Annotated in this window: 17 protein-coding genes; 3 read left to right on the forward strand and 14 right to left on the reverse strand. The window is 52.9% G+C overall.

Going from position 1 to position 20,414, the window contains the following annotated elements:
* Window positions 1-8: 8 nt before the first annotated feature.
* The 8 genes from J1781_RS09360 to J1781_RS09395 all read right to left on the reverse strand — a co-directional run bounded on the left by J1781_RS09360 (window position 9) and on the right by J1781_RS09395 (window position 9,737).
* Window positions 9-815 carry a hypothetical protein gene (locus J1781_RS09360; protein WP_129952661.1) on the reverse strand — a complete coding sequence of 269 codons (807 nt, stop codon included), beginning with the start codon at window positions 813-815 and terminating at the stop codon, window positions 9-11.
* Window positions 815-1,012, reverse strand: a complete 198-nt coding sequence (locus tag J1781_RS09365) for a hypothetical protein (protein WP_217233472.1) — start codon at window positions 1,010-1,012, stop codon at window positions 815-817. Before J1781_RS09365 ends, J1781_RS09360 begins: the two co-directional genes overlap by 1 nt.
* A 137-nt stretch (window positions 1,013-1,149) precedes the next feature.
* Window positions 1,150-2,631 (reverse strand): L-asparagine permease, encoded by a 1,482-nt coding sequence (gene ansP, locus J1781_RS09370; RefSeq protein ID WP_129952659.1) that lies wholly within the window; start codon window positions 2,629-2,631, stop codon window positions 1,150-1,152.
* A 239-nt stretch (window positions 2,632-2,870) separates the two neighbouring features.
* Entirely contained in the window at window positions 2,871-3,710 is an 840-nt protein-coding gene (gene bglG, locus J1781_RS09375) for a transcriptional antiterminator BglG (protein ID WP_129952658.1), read from the reverse strand.
* 124 nt (window positions 3,711-3,834) lie between these two features.
* On the reverse strand, window positions 3,835-5,070 hold the full coding sequence (locus tag J1781_RS09380; RefSeq protein ID WP_238483503.1) for a carbohydrate porin: 1,236 nt from the start codon (window positions 5,068-5,070) through the stop codon (window positions 3,835-3,837).
* Between the two features lie 293 nt (window positions 5,071-5,363).
* Window positions 5,364-6,761: a glycoside hydrolase family 1 protein gene (locus tag J1781_RS09385; protein WP_129991883.1), complete on the reverse strand. Its 1,398-nt coding sequence runs from the start codon at window positions 6,759-6,761 to the stop codon at window positions 5,364-5,366.
* A 22-nt stretch (window positions 6,762-6,783) separates the two neighbouring features.
* Complete coding sequence (gene bglF / locus J1781_RS09390) at window positions 6,784-8,658, reverse strand: PTS beta-glucoside transporter subunit IIABC (RefSeq protein WP_129952656.1); 1,875 nt, start codon at window positions 8,656-8,658, stop codon at window positions 6,784-6,786.
* A gap of 305 nt (window positions 8,659-8,963) precedes the next feature.
* The gene (locus tag J1781_RS09395; protein WP_129991884.1) at window positions 8,964-9,737 is read right to left on the reverse strand and encodes an SDR family NAD(P)-dependent oxidoreductase; all 774 of its coding nucleotides are present in this window, start codon (window positions 9,735-9,737) and stop codon (window positions 8,964-8,966) included.
* 118 nt (window positions 9,738-9,855) lie between these two features.
* Here J1781_RS09395 and J1781_RS09400 point away from each other — a divergent pair, with 118 nt between their 5' ends.
* The 3 genes from J1781_RS09400 to J1781_RS09410 all read left to right on the forward strand — a co-directional run bounded on the left by J1781_RS09400 (window position 9,856) and on the right by J1781_RS09410 (window position 14,853).
* Window positions 9,856-10,758 (forward strand): LysR family transcriptional regulator, encoded by a 903-nt coding sequence (locus J1781_RS09400; RefSeq protein ID WP_129952654.1) that lies wholly within the window; start codon window positions 9,856-9,858, stop codon window positions 10,756-10,758.
* 307 nt (window positions 10,759-11,065) lie between these two features.
* Window positions 11,066-12,478 carry an MFS transporter gene (locus J1781_RS09405; protein WP_129991886.1) on the forward strand — a complete coding sequence of 471 codons (1,413 nt, stop codon included), beginning with the start codon at window positions 11,066-11,068 and terminating at the stop codon, window positions 12,476-12,478.
* Window positions 12,475-14,853: a glycoside hydrolase family 3 N-terminal domain-containing protein gene (locus J1781_RS09410; protein WP_217233474.1), complete on the forward strand. Its 2,379-nt coding sequence runs from the start codon at window positions 12,475-12,477 to the stop codon at window positions 14,851-14,853. The genes J1781_RS09405 and J1781_RS09410 overlap by 4 nt, the downstream gene beginning before the upstream one ends.
* Before the next feature lie 64 nt (window positions 14,854-14,917).
* On the opposite strand, the gene ruvB is transcribed toward J1781_RS09410, so the two are convergent.
* The 6 genes from ruvB to aspS form a co-directional block, all read right to left on the reverse strand.
* On the reverse strand, window positions 14,918-15,925 hold the full coding sequence (ruvB, locus tag J1781_RS09415; protein WP_217220446.1) for a Holliday junction branch migration DNA helicase RuvB: 1,008 nt from the start codon (window positions 15,923-15,925) through the stop codon (window positions 14,918-14,920).
* A gap of 8 nt (window positions 15,926-15,933) precedes the next feature.
* A complete protein-coding gene (ruvA, locus tag J1781_RS09420; protein WP_129952650.1) occupies window positions 15,934-16,548 on the reverse strand; it encodes a Holliday junction branch migration protein RuvA in 615 nt (204 codons plus the stop codon).
* Window positions 16,549-16,635: 87 nt separating this feature from the next.
* Window positions 16,636-17,157, reverse strand: coding sequence for a crossover junction endodeoxyribonuclease RuvC (gene ruvC / locus J1781_RS09425; RefSeq protein WP_120133488.1), 522 nt, complete (start codon window positions 17,155-17,157; stop codon window positions 16,636-16,638).
* Window positions 17,158-17,265: 108 nt separating this feature from the next.
* Entirely contained in the window at window positions 17,266-18,009 is a 744-nt protein-coding gene (locus tag J1781_RS09430; RefSeq protein ID WP_013575035.1) for a YebC/PmpR family DNA-binding transcriptional regulator, read from the reverse strand.
* A gap of 25 nt (window positions 18,010-18,034) precedes the next feature.
* Window positions 18,035-18,481 carry a dihydroneopterin triphosphate diphosphatase gene (gene nudB / locus J1781_RS09435; protein ID WP_129952649.1) on the reverse strand — a complete coding sequence of 149 codons (447 nt, stop codon included), beginning with the start codon at window positions 18,479-18,481 and terminating at the stop codon, window positions 18,035-18,037.
* Complete coding sequence (gene aspS, locus J1781_RS09440; protein ID WP_129991889.1) at window positions 18,481-20,277, reverse strand: aspartate--tRNA ligase; 1,797 nt, start codon at window positions 20,275-20,277, stop codon at window positions 18,481-18,483. The genes nudB and aspS overlap by 1 nt, the downstream gene beginning before the upstream one ends.
* Window positions 20,278-20,414: the final 137 nt, after the last annotated feature.

A 20,414-nucleotide genomic window follows, 5' to 3' on the forward strand; every position in this document is an offset into this window, starting at 1 on the left:
GCCTTATTTCAGGCGTCCTTCTCGCCAATTTTCCGGGCCATTTCTTCCTCAATCAGCGGAATAAGTTTCTTAAACGCGCAGGCGCTTGAGGGATCAAACAGCGACAGGGTTTCTATCTGGCTCAGTAAAATCACCTTTCGAAATTTCAATACACTCACCGGTTCTGACACAGGTGTGATGCCATGTTCCTGATAATAGCGGGCATAATTGTGCTCGACGCGCAGCTCCAGCGTATCTTTATCGCGATAGCCGCTGACCATCGGGATCACCACAACGTTGTCTGATGAACTCGTTTCACATTTTGCGGTATGTACCATGCCGATATATACGCGCCGCGACTGTAACGTGATAAACACCATATCGCCCTCTTCCATACACTGATACAACAGCCCTTCCACGCCGTTGGCGCGGGTGAGTTGTTTGTACAGTTGTTTGCGTCCGGCAGTATTGAGGCGTAAGCCCGGCGACCAGGTGGTGCGCACCAGGCACAGCATCACGGAAACGGCAAGCATAATCACCACCGGTGCCTGAATGCCTAAAAAGCTCCAGTTGATGAAATCACGATGGTAGTGCACATCCTGTTGCTGATGCGCCAAAGCGGGCAGCCAGTTGATGACGTCAGAAATCCCCCACAGCACCAGATACACCAGCGCGATGACCAGCACCCCCTGCAGGACAAAAATACAGCCATACAGAGCCACCAAAAAATAGACGTCCCAGCCGAAGGTGCGTTTAAGTTTGAAACGCGATGAAATGTCGCGGGTGGTGTACCAGTAGCCGCAGACCATTAAGACCATGAAAACCGCTGTCGCCATTACAGTACGCTCATACGTTTGACGTGACGGGCAAAGTCTTTCTGCATCTCCTGATTAGCCAGGTTGACTGACGCCGTACCGTTTTCATCAATCAGAATACGCTCACCTTCTTCCAGCGTGTTTTCCCTGTCTGCGGTACTTAGCAGCCCGAGGAATTTTTCCGGGCTGGAGAATATGTGTAAAAAAATCTTCAACATTTGCTCCCCTCTCATCATAAAAGAATAAGCCTAGTCAAAGGAGAGAGGCACTATGGCTGTTTCGGATTTTTTTACCGGGCACGAATGAAAAAGGGCCACCTTCACGGCAGCCCTTTGCTGAAAATCTGCGAAACGAATTATTTCGCGTTAAGACTTGCCTGATGCGCTTCTTCCTGCTCAGCCTGTTCGGCATGCACTTCAGCCGCACGTTTGCGCAGACCAATCCAGCCCAGGACCAGCAGGAGGATCAGCACCGGGATGGTCGCCACCGTGTAGGTGCCGTTCGGGTAGTCAAAGGCCATCAGGATCAGCACGCCCGCCAGGAACGCCAGCGTCAGCCATGAGGTTACCGGTGCCCACGGCATCTTGAAAGACACGTCTTTTGCACGGCCTTCTTTGATGGCAGTACGCAGTTTCATCTGACAGACAATGATGAAAGCCCATGAACTGAGGATGCCGAGTGAGGCGACGTTCAGGACGATCTCAAACACCTGTGAAGGCACGTAGTAGTTGAGAATAACACCAACAATGTAGATGCCGACAGTCACCAGAATACCGGCGTACGGCACCTGCTGCGCACTCATCTTAGACATGAATTTCGGTGCTGAGCCGCCCATCGACAGGGAACGCAGAATACGACCGGTGGAATACAGTCCGGAGTTCAGGCTCGAAAGCGCCGCCGTCAGCACCACGATATTCATGATAGTACCGATGTAAGGCACGCCCAGCTTACTAAAGAAGGTAACAAACGGACTTTGCCCCGCCTGATACGCATTCCATGGCAGCAGCAGAACCAGCAGCACCACGGAGCCGACGTAGAACAAGGCAATACGCCAGATAACGCTGTTAATGGCTTTCGGCAGCACTTTCTCAGGATCTTTAGTTTCGCCCGCCGCGGTACCGACCAGTTCGATGGCTGCGAATGCAAAGACCACGCCCTGCACCAGAACCAGCGCCGGCAACAGCCCGTGCGGGAAAATACCGCCGTTGTCGGTGATCAGATGCAGGCCGGTGGCGTTACCGTCCAGTTGTTTGCCGGTGCCGAGGAACACCACACCAACCACCAGGAAGATAGCGATCGCGGCCACTTTGATCAGCGCAAACCAGAATTCCATCTCAGCAAACCATTTCACGCCAATCATGTTCATGGTGGCGACAATCGCCAGTGCGCCCAACGCAAACATCCATTGCGGAACATCACCGAAGGTTCCCCAGTAGTGCATGTACAGAGCCACTGCGGTGATGTCGACAATGCCGGTCATCGCCCAGTTCAGGAAGTACATCCAGCCTGCTACATAAGAAGCTTTTTCACCCAGAAACTCACGGGCATAGGATACGAAGCTGCCGCTGGTCGGACGGTGTAAAACCAGTTCGCCCAGTGCACGCAAAATAAAGAATGAAAAAATACCACACACCGCATACACGATAGCGAGTGCCGGGCCTGCCATCTGTAAACGCGCCCCCGCGCCGAGAAACAGACCGGTACCGATAGAACCACCAATGGCAATCATCTGAACCTGACGGTTGCCCATACTCTTGTGATAACCGTGATCGTGGGAATCCAGCCAGCGCCGTTTAGCCGCGTGCTTCGCCTCTGCCGTTTTCTTATGAGACTTCATTATGAGTTGTTCTCCAAAATAACCTTCACCTGACGCCGGGTGCTGCAAGCAAACGATTGCAAGCCTCGCCGTTTATGGGGTTTACCCACTGTAGTTTTTTTAGCCGGAACTGTTTTGGTGCAATAACGGCGAAGGATGCTACCTGTTCTCACTAACCGTGGCAAAAAAAACCGTCATAAAAAATTGTGAACAGTCATATTTCGCGATGCAAATTTTGCGTCTGCGTGCGGTCAGGACGATTATTTCGGCAGACTCTCTTTTCTCACCCGTTCGATATTAATGGAGAGATACATAATTTCTTCCGTGGTCAGTTCGCGCTGATATTGCGCGGCCAGGTAATCGGCGATTTTTTCCGCGCACAACCACGCCTGCGGATAATTCTCTTTCACCGCCACATGCAGGGTCATGTCGTCGTCGGCCACCACCGTGCGGCTGAGCATGCGCTGGGCGAAGAATTTAAGATGGGTGACGAAACGCTGGTAGCTCAGTGCTTCTTCGTCATATTCGATACGCAGCTGGTATTTCACCAGATTGAGGATTTCCTGCATCACACGGGTGATCTGCGCCACTTCCGGCATTTCACCGTTAAGTTGTGCGTTGACCAGATGCAGGGCAATAAAACCCGCTTCATCTACTGGCAGCCGTACGCCGAGACGGGTGTCGATGATCTCCAGCGCTTCCAGCCCGAGGGCATATTCTTTCGGGTAGAGACGGCGGGTTTCCCATAATAAGGCATTACTGATAGGCACTCCCTTCTTCTGCCGTTCAATGGCAAAATTGCAATGGTCGGTGAGTGCGATATACAGGTTTTCCTGAAGTTTCCCCAGCCGCCCGCGAGCCAGTGAAATAATCTGATCGCAGGTCGTCATCACTTCCATCGGAATATGCGACAACAGCTCCGTCAGATGTGCGACCAGTTCGTCATTCTGCAGGGCGAAGACTTTCTCGATTTTGCTGTCATCCAGTTCATCCCCGGCTTTCTTCATAAACGCCAGCCCGCGTCCCATAACGACCTGTTCGCGCTGCTGTTCGTTGACGACAACCACCACATTATTATTGAGTATTTTGGCGATTTTCATTGTGACTCCCTGAAAAGAAAAACCCAATCGTCCGTACGGATGATCAGGTTTTGTCTGCCGCAGTCTGCGGATCTGCCTGTTAATTTTACCAGATCCGATCCGCAGTCAGGCGTAAATTTTGTACTCAGAACGTGACGATGGCCTTAAGTCCGGTCACCCAGGCATCCTGCGTTTCCTTCACCCCGCCCGGCCGGTACCAGTATTGCAAATCCGGTTGCAAAATCAGCCATGAACGCACTTTGATCTGATAATACAGATCGGCGTTGACGGAACGGCCTGACAGCGGCGTATACAGCGGATTGCCGTAATCATCGACCTGATAAAGAGTATTCAGGTTTTCCTGATTCTGACGGTAATGGTTACTCATCTGAATATGTGTCACACCCAGGCCCAGCCAGTCTTCCGGACGCGCATCAAACAACCCGCGATAGCGCAGGGAAACTGCCTGCGTGTAATGAATGGTATTACTGCGCTGGTCGCCTACTCCCAGGCTGTATGACACGCTCATGCCACGGTTCGGATCATCACCGCGCTGAGTGATCTGCTGGTTGAAGCCGGTATACATAAACCAGGTGCTGCTGTGTTTGCGGTAACCTTGCGGATCCGTTGCACCGACACTTTGCGTTTTCCCCTGCGACAAATCGGTTTGCGGCGAATTGGTATACAGCAGGCCGAAGTTATAAATACCCGGCAAACCATTCACCTTGGTTTTCAGTTCCGCTTCCATCGGCAGCAGGATACCGCGGGCGCCTTTCAGGGAGCCGCTCCAGGCGTATTTACGATCCGACGCGTCCGGGTTCTGTTCCATGATGCCGGTTTTCAGCGTCAGTTCCGATGTCAGTTTGTACTGAACCGTGGTGCCCCAGTAATGTTTATTCCAGTTGTACCAGGTCATCGAGTTGGCGGATTTACCGCCGCACTGGCTCAGCAACTGAAAATCACAGGTGATTATCTGGTCGAAGTCCTGATTTTTGTTCATCATGCCGATGCGCCAGTGCAGTTTGCGATCATCGAAACTACGGCCAAAGGTCAGCCAGCCCAGACGGGTTATGGACTGTCCGCCCCAGCTCTCCTGCGCAAGGTCGTTAAATCCGACGCGCGGATCCTGTGTACGTTCTGTGGTCAGATTATCGTTGTGGTTACGGTTAACAATGTTCCCTTCGATGGCCGCGTCGGGAATGCCGGTGTACATTTCCAGATCCTGCGTAAAAGTCAGCGAGAACTGATCGATATACGCCAGATGTTTATCATGGTTGTAACCGCCACCAGCGTTGTAAGAGGATTCACTCAGATAACCGAGCTGATAATGGAAACCGTGGTCTTCGATGATCGGACGGATACCCAGCATATCGCCGAACATGCCCTCGCCCGGCGCTTCAAAACCAAGCACGGTACCGTTCCAGTTACCGGCGGCCTGGGCAGCATGATTATGTAGTGCAGAGAAACACAATACCCAAAATCCATATTTCAGCAGATGCTTTATTTTATTATTTTCTTTATATTGAGGTGTCGGAGAAGTCAGAGAAAGTGTCATTATTATATTTCCGTCTGATTATTTTAAATGATCATTATTGTTATTTTTAATACAGAGCGAACAGGCGGCTTATAATTTATAAGCCGCAGGGTTATCTATTATTAATGGCAAAAATCAGATCAGGATTTTAAAGATGCGCCGTTTGAACTAATCACTTCCTGATACCAGAAGAAGCTTTTCTTACGGCGGCGCTCCAGCGTGCCATTACCCTGATCATCACGGTCAACATAGATATAACCGTAGCGTTTGGAGAATTCCGCTTTCGAGGCACTGACCAGATCAATCGGCCCCCAGCTGGTATAGCCCATGACTTCCACGCCATCTTCAATGGCTTCACGCACCTGAACCAGGTGGTCATTGATGTACTGAATGCGGTAATCATCATGAATGCTGCCGTCAGCTTCAACTTTATCGCGCGCGCCCAAACCGTTCTCGACAATAAATAACGGTTTCTGATAACGGTCATAAAGCTCGTTCATTAAGAAGCGCAAACCCTCCGGGTCAATCTGCCATCCCCATTCGGAACTTTGCAGATGCGGGTTCGGCACCATATTTAATATATTGGCACGCGCTTTAATATTTTGCTCTTCATCCGTGGTGACACAACCGGTCATGTAATAACTGAATGAGATAAAATCAACGGTTTCTTTTAACGCCGCTTTATCTTCCGCCGTAATAGTAATGTCCATGCCACGATCTTTAAAGAAACGCTGCATATAAGCCGGATAGGCACCCCGTACCTGAACATCGCCGAAGAATAACCAGTCGCGGTTTTGCTGCAACGTTTCCATCATATCGGCCGGTTTGCAGGTCAGCGGATACAGCATGCCCCCGAGCAACATATTACCGATTTTACCGTCAGGAATAATCTCGTGACAGGCTTTAACCGCTTTGGCACTGGCAACCAGCTGATGGTGGATGGCCTGATAAACTTCCTGCTTGCTGCTGTCTTCCGGCAGTCCCACGCCGGTGAATGGCGCATGCAGCGACATATTGATCTCGTTAAAGGTCAGCCAGTGCTTCACTTTATCTTTATAGCGGGTGAACACGGTTCGGGCGTAATTTTCAAAGAAACCGATGGTGTCGCGACTGCCCCAGCCACCATGTTTCTTCACGAGGCCGTACGGCATTTCGTAGTGAGAAAGCGTCACCAGCGGTGTAATACCGTATTTTGCCATTTCATCAAACAGGCGGTCGTAGAATGCCAGACCCGCTTCATTCGGCTGTGATTCATCACCCTGCGGGAAGATACGCGTCCAGGCGATTGAGGTACGCAGCACGGTAAAGCCCATTTCGGCGAACAATTTCATGTCCTGCGGATAACGGTGATAGAAGTCGATGGCGACATCTTTCACGCCGAAATCCCCTTCCGTACGTTCCTGCACCGGGCCGAAAACCCCTTGCGGTTGTAGATCTGATGTGGATAAACCTTTACCGTCTGTCAGGTATGCCCCCTCCACCTGATTGGCTGCGACGGCTCCGCCCCATAAGAATCCGTTTGGGAATTGTTTGTTCATATGAACCTCCAGGCTCTGTTCGTTAGCGTAATAAAGTCAGTAAAGGGGTCTGTTCGCGGGCATCCTGTCCGACACCGGCCGGAATGACGTCAAGATAATCATCGCTGTTGGTGACAATCACTGGGGTAGTCAGGTCATAACCCGCATCCGTAATGCCCTGCAAATCGAATTCCAGAAGCAGATCACCCTGTTTCACCACCGCATCGACAGCAACGTGTGGCGTAAAGAATTTGCCGTCGAGTTTCACGGTGTCGATGCCGACGTGGATCAAAATTTCTGCGCCGCTTTCCGATTCAATTCCGATGGCGTGATGGGTTTTGAACAGTGAAACCACCGTGCCATCCACCGGTGACACGACTCTTCCGCTGACAGGCACAATGGCCACACCTTTACCCAGCAACCCGCTGGCAAATGTCGGATCTTTCACAGTATCGAGCGCGATACACGGACCGCTCATCGGGCTGGCGACCAGCGTTTTGCCACGCGGTGCCTGGATGGCTTCCGCTTTGGCCTTTTCGCTGACTGCCGGTGCGACCGCTTCTTCTTTCATCCCGAAGAAATAAGTCGCCAGTGCGGCAAACAGTATGGCAATCAGGGTGCCGGCAATCGCCGCCGTCACCGTGTTATTAAACCCTGCCGGCGGAATAATTTGGGTGAAGGTGAAAATACTGGGGAAACCGAAGGAGTAGGCAGTCGTCTGGAAATAGCCGAGGATCGCCGCGCCCAGCGCCCCGCCGATGCAGCCGAAAATGAACGGACGGCGATGCGGCAAGGTGATGCCATAGACCGCCGGTTCAGTAATACCGAAAATCCCGGCGCTGATCGCCGACCCTGCCAGCGCTTTGGTACGGGCATCTTTGGTGCGCAGCATCACACCAGCGACCGCACCGACCTGCCCCATCACCGCAGGTAGTAACAGCGGAAGCATGGTGTCATGGCCGAGCACGCTGAAGTTGTTGATCATCAGCGGCACCAGCCCCCAGTGCAGACCGAAGATCACACACACCTGCCACAGCGCACCCATAAAGGCACCCGCGACCATCGGGCTGACGTGATAAACAAACTGGTAGCCATTGGCCAGTTGCTGACTGGCCCAGGTCGCCACCGGACCGATAACCAGGAATGTCAGCGGCACAATCACCATCAGGCAGATCAATGGTGTAATAAAGTTACGCAGCGCGCCGGGCAAAATTTTCATTGCCCGCTTTTCCAGCCAGCTTGATGCCCACGCGGCCAGGATCACCGGGATAACCGAAGAGGTATAATTGATAAAGACCAGCGGGATGCCGAAGAAATGCTCACCCTGTGCGCCAGGCTGCTGTGCATTAAAGGCGGCAATCATCAGCGGATGCACCATCGCGCCGCCAATCATCATGGTCACAAACGGGTTACCGCCGAATTTTTTACCGGCGGTATAACCGATCACCAGCGGGAAGAAATAGAACATAGCGTCGCTGGCGGCGAACCAGACTTTATAGGTCCCGCTTTCCGGCACCATCCAGCCGCAGGCCAGCGCCAGTGCCAGAAAACCTTTCAGGATCCCTGATGCGGCCATAATGCCAATAAACGGCGTGAAGATGCCTGAGATGACATCGATGGCTCTTGCAAACAAACTGTCTTTTTCGCCGGTGTCGTCGTCACCGCTGTCGGAAAGCGCGCTGCCTTTCACCAGCGCGTCATACACCGCACCGACGTGGTTGCCGATCACCACCTGAAACTGACCGCCGCTCTCGACCACCATGATTACGCCCGGATTTTCTTTCAGCCCGGCTGCATCGGCTTTACGGGTGTCTTTGAGTTTAAAACGTAAGCGGGTGGCGCAATGCACCACACTGTTAACGTTGTCCTTTCCGCCCACTCCGCGGAGAATTTCATCGGCTAATGTTCTGTATTCCATAGTGTCATCTCATCAGAGTAATGGCGTCGTGCACGACATTGCCGTTGTGTTTCAAAGGGGCGGCCGGCCCCTGAATTCAGGCCAAAAAAAAACCTAAATTTCCCGATTCTTTGCGATACACAAAGAAATGAGAAATTTAGGTTTTGCCTGTCAGACAGTAACAATCCTGCTTTCTGAACCGGATTCTCTGGCGAATCGTAAACAGAAACAAGTCGTAATATCTGCCGGATGATGAAATTGTGATCGGCTTCAGATTTTATGCAGACAGACGCCCGTCCCTGAGCCTCCGTCTCTTTTCGTCTTAACTAGCGCAACCCCGCCACCGTGAATCCACCATCCACCAGCAGATTCTGACCGGTCACAAACCTCGCTTCATCGCTGCACAGCCACGCCACCACGTCGCCGACATCTGCCGGTTGGCCCACGCGCCCCGCCGGGGTCAGCCGCACAAAAGGGATCAGCGTTTCTTCATTGGCTCCCAGCCGCCGCGCCATGGGGGTATCGATAATGCCGGGATTAACGTTATTGATGCGGATATTCTGCGCACCGGTTTCCAGTGCTATAGCGCGGATCATCGCGTCAAGTCCGCCTTTGCTGGCGGAATACGCCGCAGAGCCAATACTTGCTCCGTGCGCCAGCCAGGAAGAGGTATTCACAATCGCGCCGCCACGCCCTGCGGCGGTCATGGCTTCCAGCTGATATTTCACTGACAGCCAGACGCCTTTCAGATTAGTGGCAATCACCCGGTCAAATTCTGCTTCTGTCATGTCACTGACCGGCGCAAAGCCTTCCACACCCGCGTTATTAAACGCGGCGTCCAGCCGCCCGTACTGTGCCAGCGTCGCGGCAATAAGATGCCGGACCTGTGCGCTGTCTGACACATCGGTCGGCACCGCCAGAGCATCACCGCCGCGTTCGCGGATCATCATCACCGTTTCCTGCAGTTCTGTTTCCCGTCTGCCTGCCACCACGACGTTCGCCCCATCGCGTGAAAATGCCAGTGCAGCCGCCCGCCCGATGCCTGAACCGCCGCCGGTGACCAGCGCAACCCGACCCTTTAACCGTAATATCTGAGACATGTTTTCTCCCGTGGATGAATGTTCCGTACCGAGACCTGACTATAAGTGGATTGATTGATGTAAATAAGCCATGCTATATCGCATGCTTTACTGGCTCACATTCATCAACAGGAAACTCATGCGCCCCTGCGAATTTGGAGAACTGACCGCTTTTGTCGCCATAGCGGAAGAGAAGAGTTTCCGCAAAGCTGCGGCGCGGCTGAATTTAACGGCTTCAACGCTGAGTCATTCCTTACGGTCCCTGGAAGAGCGTCTGGGTGTACGGTTGCTGAACCGCACCACGCGGCAGGTGTCGCCAACCGAAGCGGGTATCGCCCTGCTGGCGGACATCGCTCCGGCATTGTTGGCCATCTCCGGCGCGGTGGAAAATGTCAATGCTTTCAGGGAAATACCGAAAGGCACGGTGCGCATTAATACGCCGCGCATCGCCGCCGAAATGGTTTTCCTGCCACAGTTGCGTGAATTTTGTCAGCAGTTTCCGGATATCACGCTCGAACTTGCCACCAATGACGGTTTTGTGGACATCATCAGTGAGGGTTTTGATGCGGGAGTGCGCATCCGGGGCGATGTTCAGCAAGACATGAATGCTGTACGCCTGACTGCCGATTTTCACTCTGCGGTGTACGGTTCGCCGGATTATTTCGCACGACATCCGCAACCCCGAACGCCTGCCGATTTGAAAAATCATGCCTGCATTGGTCGTCGGGAAATTGCCAGCGGTTCGCTCTATCGCTGGGAGTTTGAAAAAGACGGGCGACAGGTGGCTGTGCCCGTCAGGGGGCCACTGGTGGTCGACAGCGTCAGCATGATGACCCGCATTGCACTCGACGGCGCCGGGCTGGTTTACAGCGCACAGAGTGCAGAACATGATGCGCTGGTGGCAGAAAGTAAGCTGATCCGGGTACTTGAAGACTGGTCGGTCACTTTTCCCGGATTCTTTCTCTACTACCCCGGCCACCGCCAGTTATCCGCCGCATTAAAAGCGGTAACCGGTTATTTCCGCTGGCGGGAAGCTTTATAAAACCATCGTCTCAGCCCGTTCACCGGCGGTAATCTCCGGCACAATCATGTCCTGCGGCGGTTTTGTCAGACATATACCGCCTTTCATGCCTCCGGTGGCAATGATCAGTTTGATCCCGTTCACAAATAAAAAACAAAATCAAAAAACGTAATTTGTATATTCGTTTCCTCAATTGTTTACCTTGGTTCTATTCACAATACTTTTGGCATCAATTGACTTCCTCAGGTTATTTATCTTTCTTTCGTTAAAGACATTAATAATTATTTTCCGTCGGTTATCTCTCCCTACAGAAAGCAGGTAACAAATAATGATGATCACTCCGGTTCTTTCAGTGAAAGATAAGATTGGCTACGGACTCGGCGATATGGCCAGTGCGCTGGTCTGGCAAACAGCGACCTTGTTTCTCGCTTATTTCTATACGGATGTTTTTGGTTTACCCGCCGCGATTATGGGCACGCTATTTTTAGTGGTTCGTGCCGTGGACGCCTGTGTCGATCCCTGCATCGGCGCGCTGGTTGACCGCACCACGACGCGCTACGGGAAATTCCGCCCGTGGCTGCTGTGGTTTGCGATCCCGTTTGGTGTCTGTTGCCTGATCACATTTTATGTGCCTGATATATCGCCAACCGGTAAAATTATTTATGCAGCAGTGACTTATACTTTACTAAGCCTGGTATATTCCGCCATCAATGTGCCGTATTGTGCGATGCCGGGGGCGTTAACGCTCGATCCACGCGAACGCCATTCACTGCAATCGTGGCGCTTCGGGTTGTCATTTATCGGCGGCCTGGTGGTCACGGTGATCGCCCTGCCACTGGTGGAAAAACTCGGTGCCGGTAATCCGCAGAAAGGCTACTTCTATGCCATGAGCCTGATGGGACTGCTAGGTATCGTATTATTTTTCTGTTGTTTCGGGCTGACGCGGGAACGTTATCAGCCACGTAATGATACGTCCGGTTCAATGCTGAGCGACCTGAAATTGCTGTGGAATAACTCACAATGGCGCATTGTTTTTATTTTTAATATTTTGCTGCTGTGCGCCGTGGTTATCCGGGGTTCCGCCACGCTGTATTACGTGAAATATGTGCTGGCCCGTCCGGATCTGGTATTTAATTTTATTGTTTTCGGTATGATCGCCTCATTATTGGGTGCCTTACTGTCTGAGAAATTATTAGGTAAATTCGACCGGATTAAATCCTATCAATGGACAATCCTGACCTTTGTGATCTGCAACGCGGCTATTTTCTTTGTTCCTTCGCCGTCCATTGGCCTTATTTTCGCCCTCAATCTGGTGTTCAGTTTTATCCAAAACCTCACCACGCCGTTGCAATGGACAATGTTCTCAGACGTCGTAGATCATGAAGAATCCCGCACCGGCCGGCGGCTTGACGGGCTGGTATTCTCCACGGCGCTGTTTGCCATTAAATTCGGGCTGGCACTGGGTGGAGCTATTGTCGGCTGGGTGCTCGGTATGGTCGGTTACCTGCCGAACGGTGCCACGCAAAGTGCGCCGGTAATGTTAACCATTAATTCACTGTTCACACTGGTGCCGTGTGCGCTATTCCTGCTGATGGCCGCCCTGCTTTTCATCTACAAACTCAACAACCGCACAATGCAAACTATCGCCTCCTCCCTCGCAACGCGACGTTCTTTCGCAGGCGCAGAGGAACCCGTGCTCAGCGGTTCCCGGCCTTTGATTAATCAAGGAGATGCAAGATGACTTATCTTTATCAGGATGCTTCCCAACCCGTATCCAGCCGCGTCGCCGATCTTCTGGCCCGTATGACGCCGGAGGAAAAATTCGCCCAGATGCATGCGTTCTGGCTGATCCTCGACAGCCACGGCAATCACAAAGAACGTACCGACCTGAGCGATGACTTTGCCGGGCATAAACAGAGTCAGGGACTGGAACAGCAACTGGCACTGGGTGCCGGGCAAATTACCCGCCCGCTTGGCACCCACGTGGTGAGCCCGGCTGAAGGCAGACAAGCGCTGAACCGGCTGCAAAAAACTCTGGTGGAAGAAACGAGGCTGGGCATCCCGGCGATGTTCCACGAGGAATGTCTGGTGGGTCTGCTGTGTAAAGATGCCACGTTGTTTCCCTCATCCCTGTGCTATGCCTCAACCTGGGATCCGCAATTAATGGAGCAGATTGCCGCCGCTATCCGTGAGGAAGCGCAAAGCGTAGGTTGTCATCAGGGGCTGGCGCCGGTGCTGGATGTGTCACGCGATGTGCGCTGGGGACGTACCGAAGAAACCTTTGGTGAAGACCCGTATCTGGTCGGCGTGATGGCAACGGCTTATGTACGCGGCTTACAGGGTGAAAAGCGTGACCTGCTGGCAACGCTGAAACATTACGTCGGGCACTCTTTCAGCGAAGGCGCGCGTAACCATGCGCCTGTACATCTGGGGTTTCGCGAATTGAATGACACGTTTCTGCTGCCCTTTGAGATGGCGGTGAAACTGGCAAATGCCGGTTCCGTCATGCCGGCTTATCACGATATCGATGGACAGCCGTGCCACAGCGATCATTTCCTGCTGACCGAAATTTTGCGTGAACAATGGGGATTCGACGGCCTGATTGTTGCCGATTACGGCGGCGTCAGTCTGCTGCATCAGCATCACGGCGTCAGCCATGACGATGCCGAGTCTGCCGCTTTATCGTTTAATGCGGGTCTGGATATTGAATTACCGAAAGGAGACTGCGCGCAGCATCTGGCAGATGCCGTTTCACGTGGCCTGATTGATATGGTGAAGATTGACGAAATTGTTGCCCGCATACTGACCGAAAAATTCCGTCTCGGGCTGTTTGAACAACCTTATGTCAGCGAACTTCAGCCGCAACTGCAGCAACCTGCCACCCGGGCACTGGCCCGGAAGGCGGCTGTGCGATCCATCACCTTACTGGAAAATAATGGCATCCTGCCGCTGAAACCGACATCTGGCCAGAAAATTGCGGTAATAGGCCCGACGGCAGATGATCCGCTGGCCTTACTCAGCGGTTACAGCTTCCCGGTGCATCTGATCATCAGCGAAATGCAAGCGCAGACAGAACAGGTCATCACGCCGTTACAGGCTTTGCACGACGCTTACGGTGAACAAAATATCCGTTATGCCAAAGGATGCCATATTCTCGAAAAACGCACCGCCGGTGCGCCGGTATTCCCCGGCGATGCAGGAACCCCGATGCAAAGCTCACCGGTCTCACAAAGCACCGCACTTATTCCGCAGGCGGTTAAACTGGCGCAGGAGAGTGACGTCGCACTGGTATTTGTCGGCGATCTGGCCGGATTGTTCCAGAGCGGCACAGTAGGAGAAGGTTCTGATACTGACAGCCTGAAATTGCCTGGCGTTCAGCAACAGTTGCTGGAAGAGGTCATCGCCACCGGCAAACCGACCGTTGTGGTGATGACCGGCGGGCGGCCGTATTCGCTCGGCGGACTGGAAGAAAAAGTCGCAGGATATCTTATGGCGTTTGCCCCCGGTCAGGAAGGTGGATCCGCCATCAGCGACATCCTCAGCGGCAAAGAGGCTCCGTCCGGAAGGCTGGTGCTTTCCGTGCCGAAAAGCGCCGGTGCAATGCCCTATTATTACAATCACAAGCTGAAAAGTGGCGGCACGCCGGTTGCATTCCACTTTGGTGCAAAATATCCGTTTGGTTACGGACTGAGCGGCACCACGTTCCGTTATCATGATTTTCAGCTCAGTCAGCATCCTGTCGCCATCGAAAATGGCGACATTGAGGTGCAGATACAAGTGACCAATACCGGTAAGCAAGCGGGCAGCGAAGTGGTGCAGGTTTATCTGCGCGACTGCGTGGCATCACTGGTGCGTCCGGTGCAGGAACTGAAAGCTTTCGAACGCGTTGAACTGGACGCCGGGCAAACGGCAACGCTCAGTTTCAGCATCCCCACCGATATGCTCAATTTCACCAGTAACGCCGGTAAGCGTATCGTCGAACCGGGTTTTGTCGAGGTACAGGTAGGGTCGTCGAGCAGGGATATTCAGGCGCGTGGCAAAATCACGCTGGCCGGCGAAGTGCGGGAATTGCCCCGCGACTGGCGGATGGTCAGCCGGTGCGACGTCAATCAGTAACCACGGATGATGAAAAGCGAAACGGACGCCCTGAGCGTCCGTTTTTTATGCATACAAAGCGTTGTTACTCAGTCTCTCTGACGATACCAAAATGCTTATAGGCATGATTGGTCGCCATGCGTCCGCGCGGTGTGCGCTGAATAAACCCCTGCTGGATCAGGAAAGGTTCGATCACGTCTTCAATCGTCTCGCGTTCTTCACCGATCGCCGCCGCTAAGTTATCCAGCCCGACCGGTCCGCCGGTGAACTTGTCGATAATCGCCAGCAGCAGTTTGCGGTCCATGTAATCGAAACCTTCCGCGTCGACATCCAGCATATCCAGCGCGCCGTTGGCCACATCACCGTTGATGGTGCCGTCGCCTTTAACTTCGGCAAAGTCACGCACACGGCGCAACAGACGGTTGGCGATACGCGGCGTTCCGCGTGAACGGCGGGCAATCTGATGCGCGCCCTCTTCCGACAACTCCAGCCCAAGGCATGACGCACTGCGCCCGACAATGTGCTGTAAATCCGCCACCTGATAAAACTCGAGACGCTGCACAATCCCGAAACGGTCACGTAACGGTGACGTCAGTGAACCGGCGCGGGTCGTCGCACCAATCAGGGTAAACGGCGGTAAATCAAGTTTGATGGAACGTGCCGCAGGCCCTTCACCAATCATGATATCCAGTTGATAGTCTTCCATCGCCGGATACAGAATTTCTTCGACGACCGGTGAGAGACGGTGGATTTCATCAATGAAAAGCACATCGTGTGGCTCGAGGTTGGTCAGCATCGCGGCCAGGTCACCGGCTTTTTCCAGCACCGGCCCTGAAGTGGTCCGTAAATTCACGCCCATTTCATTCGCCACGATATTAGCCAGCGTGGTTTTACCCAGTCCCGGCGGTCCGAAAATCAACAGGTGATCGAGCGCGTCTTTGCGTTGCTTGGCCGCCTGAATAAAGATTTCCATTTGCGAACGCACGTGAGGCTGACCGACGTATTCGTTGAGCAGCTTCGGGCGGATTGCACGGTCGATGACTTCTTCTTCACTGAAGACTTCAGAAGATATCAGGCGGTCAGCTTCAATCATCGTTTACCTCACAGCGCCGCGCGCAGCGCTTCTCTAATTAGCGTTTCAGATTCGGCGCCCGGTTTGGCAACTTTGCTGATCATACGGCTGGCTTCTGGGGGTTTGTATCCGAGGGAAATCAGTGCTGCAACGGCTTCGCCTTCGGCGTCAGATTCCTGAGCTTTCGACGACGATGCAGGTAACGTGATATCAGTATGACTGTTAAATAGATCACCGTTTAATCCTTTAAACCGGTCTTTCATTTCGACAACCAGGCGTTCTGCCGTTTTCTTACCGACGCCCGGTAACTTAATTAATGCGGTGATTTCTTCCTTTTCTACCGCACTGACAAATTGCTGAGCCGACATACCTGACAAGATCGCCAGCGCCAGTTTGGGTCCGACTCCGTTCACTTTGATCAGTTCACGGAACAGCGCGCGCTCTTGTTTATCGTTAAATCCATAGAGCAGCTGGGCATCTTCACGGACGATAAATTGCGTGAATATGATAGCTTCCTGGCCCAGTTCCGGCAATTCATAAAAACAGGTCATCGGCATATGCACTTCATAGCCAACGCCTTGGGTTTCAAGCAGCACCAAAGGGGGCTGTTTTTCCAGAATAATGCCTCGTAGTCTGCCTATCACGTTCATTTTCCTTATCAGGTCAAAAGCAGCGATGTTTATATCATAAAAAAGGCTGGATGAATATCCAGCCCAACGAACGCACCGCCGCTATCGCATACGCCCGCGCGCCATTTGTAATTTGTCACTGCTGAGCCGGATAGCATTCTGGCTCATATGACAATGTGTTATCGCAATTGCCAGCGCATCGGCGGCATCTGCCTGCGGATTCGCCGGTAATTTCAGGATTGAACGCACCATATGCTGAACCTGCGTTTTTTCTGCGGCACCGGTACCGACGACGGTCTGTTTGACCTGCCTCGCGGCATACTCAAAGACCGGCAGGTCCTGATTAACGGCGGCCACAATGGCGGCACCGCGCGCCTGGCCAAGTTTTAACGCAGAATCGGCATTCTTCGCCATAAACACCGATTCGATGGCAAAAAAATCAGGCTGAAATTGCGTAATAATTTCCGACACACCGGCGTAAATCAGTTTCAGACGCCCCGGCATATCGTCCACGACAGTACGGATACAGCCGCTGCCGAGATAACTGAGCTGACGTCCTGTCTGGCGGATAATGCCATAGCCGGTAATACGCGAACCGGGGTCAATCCCCAGAATAATAGCCATAGCCAGTTAACGCCTTGTGTTGTCGTTTTTTACAAAGTTGGGGAGAGTATAAACTGCTGAGGGGCAACAGGATAGCCAGCCGGTGGTAGCCACCGGCTGGCAGAGAGATTACAGCGTTTCTGCGATCTCGTCGGAGATTTCACCGTTGTGGTAAACCTCCTGCACATCGTCACAATCTTCCAGCATATCAATCAGGCGCAACAGTTTTGGTGCAGTTTCTGCATCCATGTCCGCCTTGGTCGATGGGATCATCGTGACTTCGGCGGAATCAGCTTTGTAACCGGCAGCTTCCAGCGCGTCTTTCACTTCGCCCAGATTCTCCCAGGCAGTGAATACATCGATAGCGCCGTCATCATAAGAAATGATGTCTTCTGCGCCTGCTTCCAGCGCGGCTTCCATCAGCACGTCTTCATCCAGACCCGGTGCGAAAGTAATCACGCCTTTTTTGGAGAACAGATACGCCACGGAACCGTCGGTACCCAGATTGCCCCCGGTTTTGGTGAACGCATGACGCACTTCTGCCACGGTACGGTTACGGTTGTCACTCAGACATTCCACCATGATGGCTGAACCACCAGGGCCGTAACCTTCATAAATGATGGTTTCCATGTTGGTGTCTTCGTCACCGCCCACACCGCGTGCGATAGCACGGTTCAGGGTATCGCGGGTCATGTTGTTGGACAGCGCTTTATCGATAGCCGCACGCAGACGTGGGTTTGAACCCGCATCACCGCCGCCCAGACGCGCAGCCGTGACCAGCTCACGAATGATTTTGGTGAAAATTTTGCCGCGTTTAGAATCTTGCGCCGCTTTGCGGTGCTTGGTGTTGGCCCACTTACTGTGACCTGCCATAAATATCTCCAAAAAGTCTAAAGTCTTAACAGACCGAATAGTTTACAAATTCTTCAATCGCCTGCTGGTTGCTCGGTGAGACCGTCAGCGCTGCCGCTGCCGGTTTATCGAGCCACCGGTACGCATGATGTTCAGTCAGAACCACATCACGCTCGTCGGGTAACGCCAGACAGAACCAATGTTCTTTGTTACGGGTCACGCCGGGAGCATAGCGATGGCGCAAATGCGCAAATATTTCAAAATCCTCGCAGCGGTTACAGTCCTGAAGCGGCAGGTTTTCACCTGCAATGTCGATACCGACTTCTTCCATGACTTCCCGCTGCACGGTTTGATTCGGGGATTCCCCGTCTTCCAGACTGCCGGTCACCGACTGCCAGAAATCCGGGTCATCCTTACGTTGAAGCATCAGCACCCTGCCGGTGTTTCTGGCGTAGATGACGCACAGTATCGACTCAGGACGCTTATAGCTCATTAGTTATTCTCTGTATTTGTGTCGGGTGTCACTTCTTTTTTAGCCACAACCGCAATGCCCAGTTCCAGCAGTGACGCCGGGTTGGCAAAACTTGGTGCTTCGGTCATCAGACACGCCGCTGCGGTCGTTTTCGGGAAAGCGATTACGTCACGGATGTTATCCGTTCCGGTCAGCAACATCACCAGACGATCCAGACCAAATGCCAGGCCTGCGTGCGGAGGCGTACCGTATTTCAGTGCATCGAGCAGGAAGCCGAATTTCTCGCGCTGTTCGTGCTCGTTAATGCCCAGAATACTGAACACCGTCTGCTGCATTTCGCTGCGGTGAATACGCACAGAACCGCCGCCCACTTCGTAACCGTTGATGACCATGTCGTAGGCGTTAGCAATAGCAGAAACCGGGTTCGCAGCCAGCTCTTCAGCCGTCATGTCTTTCGGCGCAGTGAACGGGTGGTGCATAGCGCTCAGACCGCCTTCATCGGTGTCTTCAAACATCGGGAAGTCAATCACCCACAGCGGAGCCCACATGTCTTCTTTGGTGATTTTCAGGTCACGACCGACTTTAAGGCGCAGTGCACCCATGGCGTCAGTCACAATCTTAGCGCTGGCTGCGCCGAAGAAGATCATGTCGCCATCTTGTGCACCGGTACGTTCAATCAGGGCAGACAGCAATTCTTCATTCAGGAATTTAGCCACCGGGCTCTGAATGCCTTCCAGGCCTTTCGCGACCTCATTCACTTTGATGTAAGCCAGGCCTTTGGCACCGTAGATTTCGATGAATTTTGCGTATTCGTCGATTTGTTTACGGCTCAGGGAGGCACCGCCAGGGACACGTAATGCTGCCACGCGGCCTTTCGGATCGTTGGCCGGATCGGCAAACACTTTGAACTCGATGTTTTTCATCAGGTCCGCAACGTCAACCATTTCCATCGGGTTGCGCAGGTCCGGCTTATCAGAACCGTAACGACGCATCGCTTCTGCAAAAGTCATGACCGGGAAATCGCCCAGATCCACGCCTTTCACTTCCTGCCACAGTTCGCGGGCCAGTTTCTCCATCACTTCACGCACTTGTTCAGCGCTCATGAAGGAGGTTTCCACATCGATCTGGGTGAATTCAGGCTGACGGTCAGCACGTAAATCTTCATCACGGAAGCATTTTACGATCTGATAATAACGGTCAAAACCGGACATCATCAGCAGCTGTTTGAACAGCTGAGGAGACTGCGGCAAGGCATAGAACTTGCCTTTGTGCACACGGCTTGGCACCAGATAGTCACGCGCACCTTCCGGCGTGGCTTTGGTCAGCATCGGAGTTTCGATATCCAGGAAGTCATGGCTGTCCATGAAACGGCGCACAAAACTGGTGATTTTTGCGCGTGCTTTCAGACGGTTAGCCATTTCAGGACGACGCAAATCAAGATAGCGGTATTTCAGACGCGCTTCTTCAGTGTTGACGTGGTTGGAGTCCAGCGGCAGCGATTCTGAACGGTTAATGATGTTCAGATTGCTGGCGAAGACTTCCACTTCACCGGTCGCCATGTCTTTGTTGAACTGGCTTTCCGGGCGTGCACGCACAATACCGGTTAGCTGGATGCAGAACTCGTTACGCAGTTCAGACGCCAGCTTGTAGGCTTCAGCCTGATCGGGGTCGAAGAAAACCTGGACGATGCCTTCGCGGTCACGCATATCGATGAAAATTAAACCACCCAAATCGCGGCGGCGGTTAACCCAGCCACACAATGTTACTTCCTGGCCCACATTGGACGCATTCAGTTTTCCACAATATACAGTACGCATAACGGTATCCTTTTGATCCCACTACCCGGCCTCATGGCTCACAGGCACAGAAACGGTTATTGACTCTGGTCGCCCGCCGCAAAACTCAGCAGCGCGCGGAATGGGTTTTATTCAGGTCGAAAAAAGGCGGCTATTAT

Origin of the sequence: Rahnella perminowiae (assembly GCF_019049695.1) — a bacterium.
In the GTDB taxonomy this organism is placed as follows: domain Bacteria; phylum Pseudomonadota; class Gammaproteobacteria; order Enterobacterales; family Enterobacteriaceae; genus Rahnella; species Rahnella perminowiae.